At 63.9% G+C, this 13,290-nt stretch carries 13 protein-coding genes; 6 read left to right on the top strand and 7 right to left on the bottom strand.

All coding sequences use genetic code 11. The features are described 5' to 3' along the window. The coding region (tadA, locus tag PPL01S_RS01860) for a tRNA adenosine(34) deaminase TadA (protein ID WP_042155221.1) at nucleotides 1–461 on the bottom strand (461 nt) is incomplete at its 3' end. Next, nucleotides 461–1,843, bottom strand: coding sequence for a multicopper oxidase family protein (locus PPL01S_RS01855; RefSeq protein ID WP_016392823.1), 1,383 nt, complete (start codon nucleotides 1,841–1,843; stop codon nucleotides 461–463). The genes PPL01S_RS01855 and tadA, both read right to left, overlap by 1 nt. Before the next feature lie 196 nt (nucleotides 1,844–2,039). Here PPL01S_RS01855 and PPL01S_RS24995 point away from each other — a divergent pair, with 196 nt between their 5' ends. Both PPL01S_RS24995 and PPL01S_RS01850 read left to right on the top strand, forming a co-directional pair. Beyond that, entirely contained in the window at nucleotides 2,040–2,258 is a 219-nt protein-coding gene (locus PPL01S_RS24995) for a hypothetical protein (protein ID WP_144062864.1), read from the top strand. Between the two features lie 5 nt (nucleotides 2,259–2,263). After that, the gene (locus PPL01S_RS01850) at nucleotides 2,264–2,434 is read left to right on the top strand and encodes a hypothetical protein (protein WP_162180275.1); all 171 of its coding nucleotides are present in this window, start codon (nucleotides 2,264–2,266) and stop codon (nucleotides 2,432–2,434) included. A 63-nt stretch (nucleotides 2,435–2,497) separates the two neighbouring features. On the opposite strand, the gene guaA is transcribed toward PPL01S_RS01850, so the two are convergent. The 4 genes from guaA to PPL01S_RS01830 all read right to left on the bottom strand — a co-directional run bounded on the left by guaA (nucleotide 2,498) and on the right by PPL01S_RS01830 (nucleotide 7,119). Then, entirely contained in the window at nucleotides 2,498–4,075 is a 1,578-nt protein-coding gene (guaA, locus tag PPL01S_RS01845) for a glutamine-hydrolyzing GMP synthase (protein WP_016392820.1), read from the bottom strand. Between the two features lie 127 nt (nucleotides 4,076–4,202). Further along, a complete protein-coding gene (guaB, locus tag PPL01S_RS01840; RefSeq protein ID WP_016392819.1) occupies nucleotides 4,203–5,672 on the bottom strand; it encodes an IMP dehydrogenase in 1,470 nt (489 codons plus the stop codon). 87 nt (nucleotides 5,673–5,759) lie between these two features. Next, on the bottom strand, nucleotides 5,760–6,317 hold the full coding sequence (locus tag PPL01S_RS01835) for a hypothetical protein (protein WP_016392818.1): 558 nt from the start codon (nucleotides 6,315–6,317) through the stop codon (nucleotides 5,760–5,762). Between the two features lie 46 nt (nucleotides 6,318–6,363). Next, entirely contained in the window at nucleotides 6,364–7,119 is a 756-nt protein-coding gene (locus tag PPL01S_RS01830; protein WP_016392817.1) for a sulfite exporter TauE/SafE family protein, read from the bottom strand. 97 nt (nucleotides 7,120–7,216) lie between these two features. Here PPL01S_RS01830 and PPL01S_RS01825 point away from each other — a divergent pair, with 97 nt between their 5' ends. From PPL01S_RS01825 to leuA, 4 genes are all read left to right on the top strand, one after another. After that, nucleotides 7,217–8,095 carry a LysR family transcriptional regulator gene (locus PPL01S_RS01825; protein WP_028625195.1) on the top strand — a complete coding sequence of 293 codons (879 nt, stop codon included), beginning with the start codon at nucleotides 7,217–7,219 and terminating at the stop codon, nucleotides 8,093–8,095. A 105-nt stretch (nucleotides 8,096–8,200) separates the two neighbouring features. Continuing rightward, on the top strand, nucleotides 8,201–9,580 hold the full coding sequence (gene xseA, locus PPL01S_RS01820; protein ID WP_028625194.1) for an exodeoxyribonuclease VII large subunit: 1,380 nt from the start codon (nucleotides 8,201–8,203) through the stop codon (nucleotides 9,578–9,580). A 3-nt stretch (nucleotides 9,581–9,583) separates the two neighbouring features. Next, entirely contained in the window at nucleotides 9,584–10,411 is an 828-nt protein-coding gene (locus PPL01S_RS01815; RefSeq protein ID WP_016392814.1) for a M23 family metallopeptidase, read from the top strand. Between the two features lie 350 nt (nucleotides 10,412–10,761). Further along, nucleotides 10,762–12,435: a 2-isopropylmalate synthase gene (gene leuA, locus PPL01S_RS01810; RefSeq protein ID WP_016392813.1), complete on the top strand. Its 1,674-nt coding sequence runs from the start codon at nucleotides 10,762–10,764 to the stop codon at nucleotides 12,433–12,435. A gap of 171 nt (nucleotides 12,436–12,606) precedes the next feature. Here leuA and PPL01S_RS01805 read toward each other — a convergent pair whose 3' ends face one another. After that, the gene (locus PPL01S_RS01805) at nucleotides 12,607–13,287 is read right to left on the bottom strand and encodes a bifunctional 4-hydroxy-2-oxoglutarate aldolase/2-dehydro-3-deoxy-phosphogluconate aldolase (protein ID WP_016392812.1); all 681 of its coding nucleotides are present in this window, start codon (nucleotides 13,285–13,287) and stop codon (nucleotides 12,607–12,609) included. Between the last annotated feature and the right edge of the window lie 3 nt (nucleotides 13,288–13,290).

Below are 13,290 nucleotides of genomic sequence, written 5' to 3'. Positions count from 1 at the left end.
GCCTTGAAGAACTCGCTCAGGATCTGCCCGCATTGCTCGGCCAGCACGCCACCCTCGAACATCACCCGATGATTCAGAAAGCCCTGGCTGAAGAACTGTCCCTGGCTCTGCACGATCCCCGCCTTGGGCTCCAGCGCCCCGTACACCACCCGTGCCACCCGTGAATGCACGATCAAGCCGGCGCACATGCTGCAGGGCTCCAGCGTCACATACAGGGTGCTACCCGGCAGCCGGTAATTGCTGGCGGACTTCGCCGCCGCACGGATCGCCACCATCTCGGCATGGGCGCTGGGGTCGCTGTCGATGATCGGCCGGTTGAAGCCCTGCCCGATCACCTGGCCATGCTGCACCAGCACCGCGCCCACCGGCACCTCGCCCAGCGCGGCACCCTCGGCTGCCAAGGCCAGGGCCAGGCGCATGAATTCCTGATCGCGGCTGCGATCGACGATCTGCGGGCGCATCAGACCACCGCGATCGCGGCCATCAGGCCGGTTTCCATGTGGTCGATGACATGGCAGTGGAACATCCAGGTCCCCGGGTTATCCGCCACCAGTGCCACCTGGGCGCGCTCGTTCTTGCCCAGCAGGTAGGTGTCGGTGAACCACGGCTCGACGATTTCACGGCGATTGGAGGCGATCACCTTGAAACTCATGCCATGCAAGTGGATCGGGTGCTGGTACTGGGTCATGTTCTTCAGCTCGAGGATGTAGCTCTTGCCCTTCTGCAACGTGGCGATCGGGCGGTCGGCGCAGGTCTTGTCGGTGATGTCCCAGGCCTGGCCGTTGATCTGCCACAGGCTTGGCGGCTTACCATTCTCGGTGTTCACCGAGACCTTGCCGACCCATTCGAAATTGAAGTTCAGCTTCTCGGCATTCTCCAGGTCTGGCTCGGCTACCGGGTTGGGCGGCAGTGCCGGCGGCCAGTCGCTCGGCGCGTCGTTGCCGGCTACCGAACGCAGGGTGCCCAGACGCACGAAGCCATCACGCAAGGAGATTTCCTCGCCTGCCTCGGGAATGCGAATCGCCAGGCAGATGCGCATGCCTGGCCCCAGCCAGTAGTCGTCGTCCATCGGCCGGGGGGTCACCGGGTTGCCGTCGAGGGCGTAGATCTTTGCCTCGCAGTTGCCCTTGAGGTTGAGGCGGTAGGTCCAGGTATTGTCCAGGTTCAGCAGACGCAGACGCACCACTTGCCCGGCCGGTAGCTCGGTGACCGAGTCGGCCTGGCCGTTGATGGTGATCAGCCGCCCGGCGGTGCCGTTACGCGCAGCTTCGCGGGGGATGCTGAATGGCAGCCAGGCGCCCTGCTCATCCACATGCCAGTTCTTCAGGCTCATGGTGCGTTCATGGAGGAAACCGGTGGGCTCGCGCTCCTCGACGATCAGCGGCCCGACCAGGCCGCGGCCGAGCTCTTCCGAGCTGCTGACGTGCGGGTGGTACCAGTAGCTGCCGGCATCCGGCACGCGGAACTTGTAGTCGAAATACTCGCCCGGCTTGACCGGCAGTTGCGACACGTAAGGCACGCCATCCATTTCCAGCGGCAGGCGGATGCCGTGCCAGTGAATGGTGGTCTCGACCGGCAGATGGTTGATGAAGCGCACCCGCAGCCAAGTGCCCTGGCGTACCCGCAGTTCGGTGCCCGGCGCCGACGGGCCAAACGCCCAGGCCTCGGTCTTGAAACCGGGCACCAGCTCCACGTCCAGCGGCGCGGCAATCAGCTCGTAGTCATGCCCGGCATTCTCGTCCTCGACCTTGCCCAGCCAGTAGCGCGCCGCGCCTCCGGCGCCCAGGCCTACCACAGCGAGGCCAGTCAGGCCCTTGAGCATTTGTCGACGAGTGAAGGACATCGGTGCAGGTACCTCGTGTTCTGCGCAATCAGTCTGCCAGCAGCGGCCGGCGATGAAGGGCGAATACGATACACCTGCAAATGGGAAATATTAAGTGAAGTGTTGTCGCAGTACTTTCACCACAAAGCAATATCTACCTCTACCAGGCCCCTCTGCCGATGCAGGCTCGGCGACTTTCCCTCGTCGAGCAAATGCCATGGACTTCTCCCCAGCGCAACAACAAACCCTCCAGCAGCTTCGGACCATGGCCTCGCCGCTGGTTGCCGCCTGCCCGGACATGCGCCAGATGGCGCGCGAAACCGCTATGTCCATCCTGATCAAGCGCCAACAGGCGCAGCTGGATCCTGATCAGGTCCATCTCAACCGCTTCAACACCGCCGAAAGCAGCCCACGGACTTTCAGCGGTTTCAGTTGAGCCTGGTGCATCGCAGCAACAACGGGCAATTGAAATACACCCGGGTGCGCGAGGACGGGCGTTATCTCCATATCGACAAGCCTGACTGGCCATGGATCAGCGGGCGCCATGTGGATGGCCTAGCTCAGTTGCGCGACGCCCTGTCGCGCCGCGGCTTGCGCTACACCCGCCCTTGAACGGCGAGTATACCTTGCAACCGGATACGACAAGGGCGCCTTGCGGCGCCCTTGTGGCTCAACTCATTCCCACTCGATGGTGGCTGGCGGCTTGCTCGACACGTCGTAGGTGACGCGGGAGATGCCGTCGATTTCGTTGATGATACGGCCGCTGACGGTCTCCAGCAGTTCGTACGGCAGGTGCGCCCAGCGCGCGGTCATGAAGTCCACGGTCTCGACGGCACGCAGGGCCACGACCCAGGCGTAGCGACGACCGTCGCCGACGACGCCGACCGACTTGACCGGCTGGAATACCACGAACGCCTGGCTGGTCTTGTGGTACCAGTCGGCCTTGCGCAGCTCTTCGATGAAGATGTGGTCGGCACGACGCAGGATGTCGGCGTATTCCTTCTTCACTTCACCCAGGATACGCACGCCCAGGCCCGGGCCCGGGAACGGGTGGCGGTAGACCATGTCGTAAGGCAGGCCCAGTTCCAGGCCGATCTTGCGTACTTCGTCCTTGAACAGTTCACGCAGTGGCTCGACCAGCTTGAGGTTCATTTCCTCCGGCAGGCCGCCGACGTTGTGGTGCGACTTGATCACGTGGGCCTTGCCGCTCTTGGCGCCTGCCGACTCGATCACGTCCGGGTAGATGGTGCCCTGGGCGAGGAACTGGATGTTGTCCAGCTTGCTGGCTTCGGCGTCGAACACGTCGATGAAGGTGCGGCCGATGATCTTGCGCTTCTTCTCGGGGTCGGCTTCGCCTTCCAGGTTGTCGAGGAACTGCTTCTCGGCATCGGCACGGATCACCTTGACGCCCATGTTCTCCTTGAACATGGCCATCACCTGGTCGCCTTCGTGCAGGCGCAGCAGGCCGTTGTCGACGAACACGCAGGTCAGCTGGTCGCCGATGGCGCGGTGCAGCAGCGCGGCAACCACGGAGCTGTCGACGCCGCCGGACAGGCCGAGCAGGACGTTGGCCGAACCGACTTGCTCACGCACCTGGGCGATGGCGTCTTCGACGATGTTGGAAGGCGTCCACAGGGCTTCACAGCCACAGATGTCCTGCACGAAGCGGGACAGGATGCGACCGCCCTGCTTGGTGTGGGTCACTTCCGGATGGAACTGCACGCCGTAGTAGCCGCGGGCATCGTCGAACATGCCGGCGATCGGGCAGCTCGGGGTGCTGGCCAGCACGTGGAAGTTGCCCGGCATCTGGGTGACCTTGTCGCCGTGGCTCATCCACACGTCCAGGCCCAGTACGCCGTCGTCATCGACATGGTCTTCGATGCCGTCGAGCAGGCGGCTCTTGCCGACCACGTCGACGCGGGCGTAACCGAACTCGCGCAGGTCGGAACCTTCGACCTTGCCGCCCATCTGCTCGGCCATGGTCTGCATGCCGTAGCAGATGCCCAGCAGCGGTACGTTCAGGTCGAACACGGCCTGCGGGGCGCGCGGGCTGTTGGCTTCGTGGACCGACTCGGGGCCGCCGGCGAGGATGATGCCGCGCGGGTTGAATTCGCGGATCGCTTCATCGTCCATGTCGAACGGATGCAGCTCGCAGTAGACACCGATCTCGCGAACGCGGCGAGCGATCAACTGGGTGTACTGGGATCCGAAATCGAGGATCAGGATGCGGTGAGCGTGAATGTCGAGGGCCATGACTCAATCTCTGATGCAGTTGCAAGCGTCAAGCCGCAAGCTGCAAGTTGATCGGGGAAAACGCGGCAGCTGCAGAAGGGCAACTACCGCTTGTAGCTTGAAGCTTGTCGCTAACCTGCTGGAGGCGTCAGCCGACCCGGTAGTTAGGGGCTTCTTTGGTGATCTGCACGTCATGCACGTGGGACTCGGCCATGCCGGCACCGGTGATGCGCACGAACTCCGGCTTGGTACGCATCTCTTCGATGGTCGCGCTGCCGGTGTAGCCCATGGACGACCGCAGGCCGCCCATCAGCTGGTGGATGATCGCAGCCAGGGCGCCCTTGTACGGCACACGGCCTTCGATGCCTTCAGGAACCAGCTTCTCGGCACCGGCCGAGGAGTCCTGGAAGTAACGGTCGGAGGAGCCTTGCGCCTGCGCCATTGCACCCAGCGAGCCCATGCCGCGGTAGGCCTTGTAGGAACGGCCCTGGAACAGCTCGACTTCGCCCGGGGCTTCTTCGGTACCGGCGAACATCGAACCCATCATCACGCAGGAAGCACCGGCGACGATGGCCTTGGACAGGTCGCCCGAGAAGCGGATACCGCCGTCGGCGATCAGTGGCACGCCAGTGCCTTCCAGTGCGGCGGCGACGTTGGCGATGGCGCTGATCTGCGGTACGCCGACACCGGCAACGATGCGGGTGGTGCAGATCGAGCCTGGGCCGATACCGACCTTGACGGCGTCGGCGCCGGCTTCAGCCAGGGCCTTGGCGGCAGCGCCGGTGGCGATGTTGCCGCCGATCACCTGCACTTGCGGGTAGGTTTCCTTGACCCAGCGAACGCGATCGATCACGCCCTTGGAGTGGCCGTGGGCAGTGTCGACAACGACGACGTCAACGCCGGCGGCAACCAGGGCGGCAACGCGCTCGCCGGTATCCTTGCCGGTACCGACGGCAGCGCCGACGCGCAGGCGACCCTGGTCGTCCTTGCTGGCCAGCGGGTAGGCCTTGGCCTTTTCGATGTCCTTGACGGTCATCATGCCCTTGAGGGTGAACTTGTCGTCGACGATCAGGACTTTTTCCAGGCGATGCTTGTGCAGCAGCTCGCGGACTTCGTTCTTGTCGGCGCCTTCGCGGACGGTGACCAGACGCTCTTTCGGCGTCATCACCTCACGCACCTTGGCATCCAGGCGGGTTTCGAAGCGCACGTCACGGGAGGTGACGATGCCGACCAGGTCGCCGTTGGCCAGTACCGGCACACCGGAGATGTTGTTCAGGCGGGTCAGGTCGAACAGGTCGCGTACGGTGGCGTCGGCGTCGATGGTGATCGGGTCCTTGACCACGCCAGCCTCGAACTTCTTGACCTTGCGCACTTCGCCGGCCTGCTGTTCGATGGTCATGTTCTTGTGGATGATGCCGATACCGCCTTCCTGGGCCATGGCGATGGCCAGGCGCGCTTCGGTCACGGTATCCATGGCGGCGGAAACCAGCGGAATGTTCAGCTCGATGCCACGGGTCAAACGGGTCTTGAGACTGACTTCATTGGGCAGTACCTCGGAATAGCCAGGTACAAGGAGAATATCGTCGAAGGTCAGGGCTTCTTGGCTGATACGCAACATCGCGGGGGCTCCCGGGCGGGAAAAAATGGAAGCGCGCCATTATACTCATCCACGGCGCGCCGCTCAATGCAAAATAAGGGCCTTCGGTCAGCGTTCTGGCAGTTTTACCTGCACCACCGTCACTGGCTGGTCGAGCCAGTCGGCGAAGCTGTCGAGAAAGGCCTGGGTGAAACCGGCCTCGCCCCAGTTGTTGAAGATGAATCCCAGGTTGGAAAAGGCACATGGCTGCAGGTAGATGAAGCCATTGATGTCGTCCTCGAAGCCGCACAGCGGGCAGGTGAAGTTGTCGCTCACCCCCGGCATCCACTCTTCCAGGCTCTCGAACAGCGGCTCGCCAACCTCGCGCCGGCACTCCGGGCAGCCGGCTTCTTCCAGGAAACCTTCGGTAGGCGTGTAGATGCAGCGCTTGAGCATCACTTCCAGGCCATTGACCTGCCCGCCGAACGGCAGCCTCTCCGGGTGCAGCGCAATCTTGCGCGCACCGGCGGCCAGGGCATGGCCCATGCGGTTGCCGGTGCGACCGCAGGTGGTCAGTTGCTCTTCGACGATTTTCTCGCGCACCAGCCAGCGCAGAATGGCGCGGGCGCGTGCCTCATGCACCGGCACGGTGGAAAGCTTGGGAACGATGATGCTCTGGGTGTTCATTGGCGAAACGGGCCTGGGGATTGCGGTAATGGCGCAATTCTACCGCTCAGGCACTCAGGTAGCGACCAATCAGCGCCAGGCCGCTGGCCAGCACCAGCCAGGTGATCAACCGCACGAAGGCTTCGCGGGACAATTTCAGGATCAGCCGGCGGCCGATCCACAGACCGATGAACATCACCGGCAAGAGGCAGGCAGCGAGCAGCAGAAGGCGGGTATCGGTGTAGACCCCGGCGATCAGGAACAACGACAGGCGCACCACGGTGCTGCAACTGATGAGCGCGCTCTGGGTCGCGCGAACTTGTTCTTTCACTTCCAGCCGCGCACTCAGGTACAGGGCGTAGAGAAACCCGCCACTGCCGAACAGTGCGCCGAAAAGGCCACCCATCGTGCCCATCGGTACGACCCAGAAACCTGACAGCCTGACCGGGCGCACTTTCACCGCCAGCATATAGAGTGCATAGGCGGTGATGAACAGGCCCATGAGCAGCACCAGCAGATCGGACTTGAGCCGCAACAGAAACACCACGCCCAGGGTGCAGCCGACGGCCATGCACGGCAACAGGCGCAGCAACTCGCCACGCACCACATCCCGACGCGACGGTAGCAGGTTGCCGAAGGCAGCGACGAAATCCAGCAGCACCAGCAGCGGGATGATGCGCGACAGTGGCATGAAGTGGATCAGCACCGGGCCTGCGACCAGCGCGGTGCCGAATCCGGCAATGCCGAAGACGATGTAGGCCACGCCGACACCGAGCAGGATGGGCAGCCAGTCAAGGCCGGAATAGGACAGTTGAGCGAACATGGCGGGATTCCAGGGAAAGTCAGGCGAAGATTAGCCAGCCAGGAGCCATGCCGACTAATATGCCTTTAGCGCCACACTCATCTCGAAAAGGCATGACATGACGTCAATTCGCCAGCTGCGTTACTTCGTCGAAATCGCCGAGTGCGGCAGCTTCAGCGCCGCCGCCGAGCGACTGTACATCGCCCAGTCGGCATTGAGCCGACAGATCAAGGCACTTGAACAGCAACTGGGCACGCCATTGTTCGAGCGCACCGCGCGCTTGCCAAACCTGACCCCGGCCGGCCAGGCCTTCATGGAGCGGGCCCGGCGCTTGCTGGCCGACCTGGCACAGGCCGAGCGTGTCACGCGCGACATCGGCGACGGGCTGCAAGGCAGCTTGCGCGTGAACCATTCCAGCACCGTGCCCCTGACCGGCACGCTGCTGGTGCGGCTGGGTGCTTACCTGCACGACAACCCGGGGGTTTCGCTGGCGATTGCGCAACAGTCTTCGGAGGGGCAACTGGAGGACATCGCCGCGGGCCGGCTGGACATTGGTCTGTTGCGGTTGCCGGTGCTGCGTCAGCACGAAGGCGTGGTATTGCATGAACTGTTCAGTGAGCCGCTGCTGCTGGCAGTCGCCGCCGAACACCCGCTGGCCGGGGCGGCGAAGGTGAAGCTGCAGCAGTTGCGCGAAGAACGCTTCATATCCATCCCGCACCGGGATCGCGGTGGGCTGAGCTACCTGTCTGCTTCCTTGTGCATGAGTGCGGGCTTTTTCCCGCAGGCGGCGCAGGTGGTGTCACGCAAGACCACCCAACTGCAACTGATTCAGGCGGGGTTCGGGGTGGCGTTGCTGCCGGCGTGCATGCGTGACATCGCACCGGCGTCGGTCAGCTTCGTGGCGCTGGAAGGCGGCTGTGACAGTAGCGTGGCACTGGCTTGCCGGCGGGACGCGGGGCAGATGGTGCGCCAGTTTCTGGCTGCACTGCAGGGCTGAGGGCCCTATCGCCGGCAAGCAGCGCTGCCGGCGCTGTGGAAGCCGGCTTGCCGGCGATGAGGCCGGGACAGACAACCAGGCACCTTGTCCTTTATGATGCCCGCCATGATCAAAGACCCCTTCGAACGACTCGGCCTGGACCGCGAGGTCCTCACCGTCAGCCAGCTCAACGGCCGCGCCCGGGTGCTGCTGGAAGACGTGTTCCGCAGCGTCTGGGTGGAAGGCGAGATTTCCAACCTCGCCCGCCCGGCCTCCGGCCACATGTACTTCACCCTCAAGGACAGCGGTGCCCAGGTGCGTTGCGCGCTGTTCCGCCAGAACGCCACCCGCGTGCGCCAGGCCTTGCGCGACGGTTTGGCGGTACGGGTACGGGGCAAGGTTTCGCTGTTCGAAGGCCGTGGCGACTACCAGCTGATCCTCGACACGGTGGAACCTGCCGGCGATGGCGCCCTGCGGCTGGCCTTCGAAGCATTGAAGGAAAAGCTCGGCGCCGAGGGCCTGTTCAGCGCCGAACGCAAGAAGCCGCTGCCCGCCCATCCACGACGCATCGGCATCATCACCTCGCCCACCGGCGCCGTGATCCGCGACATCATCAGCGTGTTCGGCCGCCGCGCCCCCCAGGTCGAGCTGAACCTGATTCCCACCGCCGTGCAGGGCCGCGAGGCGATCAACCAGATCGTCCGTGCCTTGCAGCAGGCCGACCGGCTTGGCTTCGATGCCCTGATCCTGGCCCGTGGCGGCGGTTCGCTGGAAGACCTGTCGTGCTTCAACGAAGAAGCCGTGGCACGTGCGGTGGCCGCCTGCGTGACGCCGATCGTCAGCGCCGTGGGGCATGAAACCGATGTATCGATCAGCGACTTCGTGGCCGACGTGCGCGCCCCCACGCCTTCGGCCGCCGCCGAGCTGCTGGCCCCCGACAGCAGTGGCCTGCAGCAACGCCTGGACAGCCTGCAGCGGCGCCTGCTGCTGCGCATGCAGAACCGCCTGAGCCATGACCGCCTGCGGGTGGACTCGCTCGCCCGACGCCTGCGCCATCCTGGCGAACGCCTGCGTCAACAGGCCCAGCGCCTCGACGACCTGGACATGCGCCTGCGCCGAGCCTTCATGCTCAACCTCAACCAGCGCCACGAGCGCCTGGCACGCCTGGACACGCGACTGGCTGCGCAGCATCCGGGCCGAACCCTGAAACTGCTGGCTCAGCGCCTGGACAGCCTCGCCGAACGCTTGCCGCGGGCCATGCGCGAAGTGCTCAGGGACCGCCGACAGCGCTTTCAGGCGCAGTTGCAGACCTTGCAGGTGGTCAGCCCGCTGGCCACCCTGGCGCGGGGCTACAGCATCCTGCTCGACGAACGTGGCCAAGCCATCCGCAGCGCCGCGCAGACCCGCAACGGCCAGCGCCTGACTGCCCGCCTGAACGAAGGCGAGTTGCAGGTGCGGGTCGAGGACAACCACCTGACTCCGGTCACCCTTTCTCTACTGGACTGACACATGCCCCGCCTGTTCGCGCCCTTGCTTGCCATTTCCCTGTTGCTGCTGGCGGGCGGCGCCCAGGCCAGCTACATCACCCGCACCCTGAACAAACCGGTACCTGGTGGCGTCGCCGTGGTCGACCTGGGGCCTGCGTCCACAGCGCCGAGCGCGCGCTTCGACGGCAAGCCGGTGCTGGTGGTGAAGGAACAGGACAACTGGCTGGCCATCGTCGGCATCCCGCTGACGCAGAAGCCCGGCACTGCCGTGCTGAGCCAGGGTGGTCGCGACCTGACCTTCAGAGTGGGCAGCAAGAAGTACCCGGAACAGCACATCACCTTGAAGAACAAGCGCCAGGTCAACCCCGACCCGGCCGACCTCAAGCGCATCGACCGCGAACTGGCCGAGCAGATCAAGGCCTACCGCAGCTTCAGCCCCACCCTGCCGAGCAACCTGGTGCTCGACAAGCCTGTCAGCGGACCGCTCTCCAGCAAGTTTGGGGTGCGCCGCTTCTTCAATGGCGAGGAGCGCAACCCGCACGCAGGCCTGGATTTTGCGGTACCGGCAGGCACGCCGATCAAGACGCCCGCCAATGGCAAGGTGATCCTGGTGGGCGACTATTTCTTCAATGGCCGCACGGTGTTCGTCGACCATGGGCAGGGCTTCATCAGCATGTTCTGCCATATGTCGAAGATCGATGTGAATGTCGGGCAGGCACTGCGCCGTGGGGATGTGGTGGGTCGGGTGGGTTCGACAGGGCGCGCAACCGGCCCGCACATGCACTGGAATGTCAGCCTCAATGATGCGCGAGTGGATCCGGCGATCTTCATCGGCGCGTTCCAGCCCTGAGACCGCAGCGCCTGCATCGCCGGCACCCTCGCCATCACTTCCCCTGTCTTGCGCGATCAAAAAATTCAGCGCAACCCGCTAAAATCTTGAAAGGAATTCAAGCTATAAAATCTCGCGATCAAGCTTTTTTTAAGCATTCCTCTCAATTTTCCGCGAGCACTTGCCATCCCCCACCCCACTGGTTAGGGTTGAAGGCATGAAAACCTTCAGCACCCTCATCCTGCTCCGACAACATCGCAGCCTCTGCCTGGTCAGCGCCCGACTACCAGGCTGAATCGCGTCGCCTCGCCTCTTCATCTCGTTACTGCCCGGCAGGCCCGATCTCGGCCGCACACAAAAGGATTGCTTCCATGACCATGCTCAAAGACCCATCGAAAAAGTACCGCGCTTTCCCGACCATCGACCTGCCTGACCGTACCTGGCCGTCGAAGACCATCACCGCCGCGCCGATCTGGTGCAGCTCCGACCTGCGTGATGGCAACCAGTCGCTGATCGAGCCGATGGACTCGGAGAAGAAGCTGCGTTTCTGGAAGACCCTGGTGCAGGTTGGCGTGAAGGAAATCGAAGCATCGTTCCCGTCCGCTTCGCAGACCGACTTCGACTTCGTGCGCATGTTGATCGAAGACGGCCACATCCCGGACGACACCACCATCCAGGTGCTGACCCAGGCCCGTGAAGACCTGATCGCGCGTACCTTCGAGTCGCTGCGCGGGGCCAAGAAGGCCATCGTCCACCTGTACAACGCCACCAGCCCGTCGTTCCGCCGCATCGTCTTCAACCAGGACAAGCAAGGCGTGAAGGACATCGCGGTGAATGCCGCCAAGCTGTTCGTCAAATACGCTGCCCAGCAGCCGGAAACCCAGTGGACCTTCCAGTACTCGCCGGAGACCTTCAGCGCCACGGAGCTGGAGTTCGCCAAGGAAGTCTGCGACGCGGTCATCGAGGTATGGAACCCGACCCCTGAGCACAAGGTCATCCTCAACCTGCCGGCCACCGTCGAAGTCGCCACGCCGAACATCTACGCCGACCAGATCGAGTGGTTCTGCCGCAACATCACCCGCCGTGACAGCGTGATCATCAGCCTGCACTGCCACAACGACCGTGGCACCGGCATCGCCGCCACCGAGCTGGGCCTGATGGCCGGCGCCGACCGCGCCGAAGGCTGCCTGTTCGGCAACGGCGAGCGCACCGGCAACGTCGACCTGGTGACCCTGGCGCTGAACCTCTACACCCAGGGTATCGACCCTGAGCTGGACTTCTCCGACATCGACGGCGTGCGCAAGGTGGTCGAGGAATGCAACCAGCTGCCGGTGCACCCACGTCACCCGTATGTCGGCGACCTGGTTCACACCGCCTTCTCCGGCTCGCACCAGGACGCCATCCGCAAGGGCTTCGCCAAGCAGCAGGACAGCGAGCTGTGGGAAGTGCCGTACCTGCCGATCGACCCGGCCGACATCGGCCGCAGCTACGAGGCGGTGATCCGCGTCAACAGCCAGTCCGGCAAGGGCGGCATCACCTACCTGCTCGAGCAGGAATACGGCATCAGCCTGCCGCGCCGCATGCAGATCGAATTCAGCCAGGTGGTGCAGGGTGAAACCGACCGCCTGGGCCTGGAAATGACTGCCCAGCAGATCTACAGCCTGCTGCACAAGGAATACCTCCAGGCCAACGCCCCGTATGCGCTGGTCAGCCACCGTCTGCAGGAAGAGAACGGCAACAGCGCCGTGGAAGTGGAAGTCGCCGGCGAAGGCGAAACCACCCTGCACTGGCGCGGCAAGGGCAACGGCGCCCTGGAAGCCCTGGTGGCCGGCTTGCCGATTGCCGTGGAGATCATGGACTACAACGAGCACGCCATCGGTGCCGGCACCAACGCCAAGGCGGCGGCCTATATCGAACTGCGCGTGGCCGGTGGTCGTCCGGTGCATGGCGTGGGTATCGATGAAAACATCACCACGGCCAGCTTCAAGGCGCTGTTCAGTGCGCTGAACCGGTCGCTGAGCCAGCAGGAAGCCAAGGCGGCGTAAGCTGTTGGTAGTTGTTCTGAAGCCCGCATCCATGATGCGGGCTTTTTATTGCCTGCGCTGGCCCTATCGCTGACAAGCCAGCGATAGGGCCAGTACATGCAACACAAAATCTGCAGGCAAAAAAAGGGGCGCCGACCAAGCGCCCCACAAGCCGTAAAGCACACAACAGTTTCAGTTGGCGTCCAGCAGCGCCATCGCCTCCGCGCTGCACGCTTCGATCCGCGCCCAGTCGCCGTTCTTGATCCAGCTGCTGTCGAGCATCCAGGTGCCGCCCACGCACATCACATTGGGCAGCGCCATGTAGTTGCGTACGTTCGCCGGATTCACGCCGCCAGTGGGACAGAAGCGAATATCACCGAACGGCCCGGCAAAGGCCTTGATCGCTGCCACGCCACCGCTTATTTCCGCCGGGAACAGCTTGAAACGGCGGTAGCCCAGCGCGTAGCCCATCATGATCTCGGACGGCGTGCTGATACCCGGCAACAGCGGGATCTCACTGTCCACGCCCGCTTCGAGAATGTCCTGGGTAATGCCCGGGGTCACGACGAACTGCGCGCCCGCCGCTTCAACGGCCGCAAACATGCTGCGGTCAAGCACGGTGCCAGCACCGACACACAACTCAGGACGCTGCTCGCGCAACACCTGGATGGCCTTCAGGCCGTGCCTGGAGCGCAAGGTCACTTCCAGGGTGCGGATGCCCCCTGCGGCCAGCGCATCGGCCAGCGGCAAAATGTCTTCCTCACGGGCGATGGTGATCACCGGCAGGATGCGCGCCTTCTCGCAGATGGCGTCGATCCGTGCCGCTTTCTCGGCCATCGAGAGCTTGGGCTGCGGGCGTTCAAGGGTGGTCATGAC

Source organism: Pseudomonas plecoglossicida NBRC 103162 = DSM 15088 (genome assembly GCF_000730665.1).
Classification (GTDB): Bacteria; Pseudomonadota; Gammaproteobacteria; order Pseudomonadales; family Pseudomonadaceae; genus Aquipseudomonas; species Aquipseudomonas plecoglossicida.
Note: the sequence above shows the minus strand (reverse complement) of the source record. Positions and strands in the feature narration are given on the sequence as shown.

Coding starts and splice junctions, on each gene's coding strand:
- PPL01S_RS01855 (WP_016392823.1), bottom strand. CDS start 1,843: ATGTCCTTCACTCGTCGACAAATGCTCAAGGGCCTGACTGGCCTCGCT.
- PPL01S_RS24995 (WP_144062864.1), top strand. CDS start 2,040: ATGGACTTCTCCCCAGCGCAACAACAAACCCTCCAGCAGCTTCGGACC.
- guaA (WP_016392820.1), bottom strand. CDS start 4,075: ATGGCCCTCGACATTCACGCTCACCGCATCCTGATCCTCGATTTCGGA.
- guaB (WP_016392819.1), bottom strand. CDS start 5,672: ATGTTGCGTATCAGCCAAGAAGCCCTGACCTTCGACGATATTCTCCTT.
- PPL01S_RS01835 (WP_016392818.1), bottom strand. CDS start 6,317: ATGAACACCCAGAGCATCATCGTTCCCAAGCTTTCCACCGTGCCGGTG.
- PPL01S_RS01830 (WP_016392817.1), bottom strand. CDS start 7,119: ATGTTCGCTCAACTGTCCTATTCCGGCCTTGACTGGCTGCCCATCCTG.
- PPL01S_RS01825 (WP_028625195.1), top strand. CDS start 7,217: ATGACGTCAATTCGCCAGCTGCGTTACTTCGTCGAAATCGCCGAGTGC.
- xseA (WP_028625194.1), top strand. CDS start 8,201: ATGATCAAAGACCCCTTCGAACGACTCGGCCTGGACCGCGAGGTCCTC.
- PPL01S_RS01815 (WP_016392814.1), top strand. CDS start 9,584: ATGCCCCGCCTGTTCGCGCCCTTGCTTGCCATTTCCCTGTTGCTGCTG.
- leuA (WP_016392813.1), top strand. CDS start 10,762: ATGACCATGCTCAAAGACCCATCGAAAAAGTACCGCGCTTTCCCGACC.
- PPL01S_RS01805 (WP_016392812.1), bottom strand. CDS start 13,287: ATGACCACCCTTGAACGCCCGCAGCCCAAGCTCTCGATGGCCGAGAAA.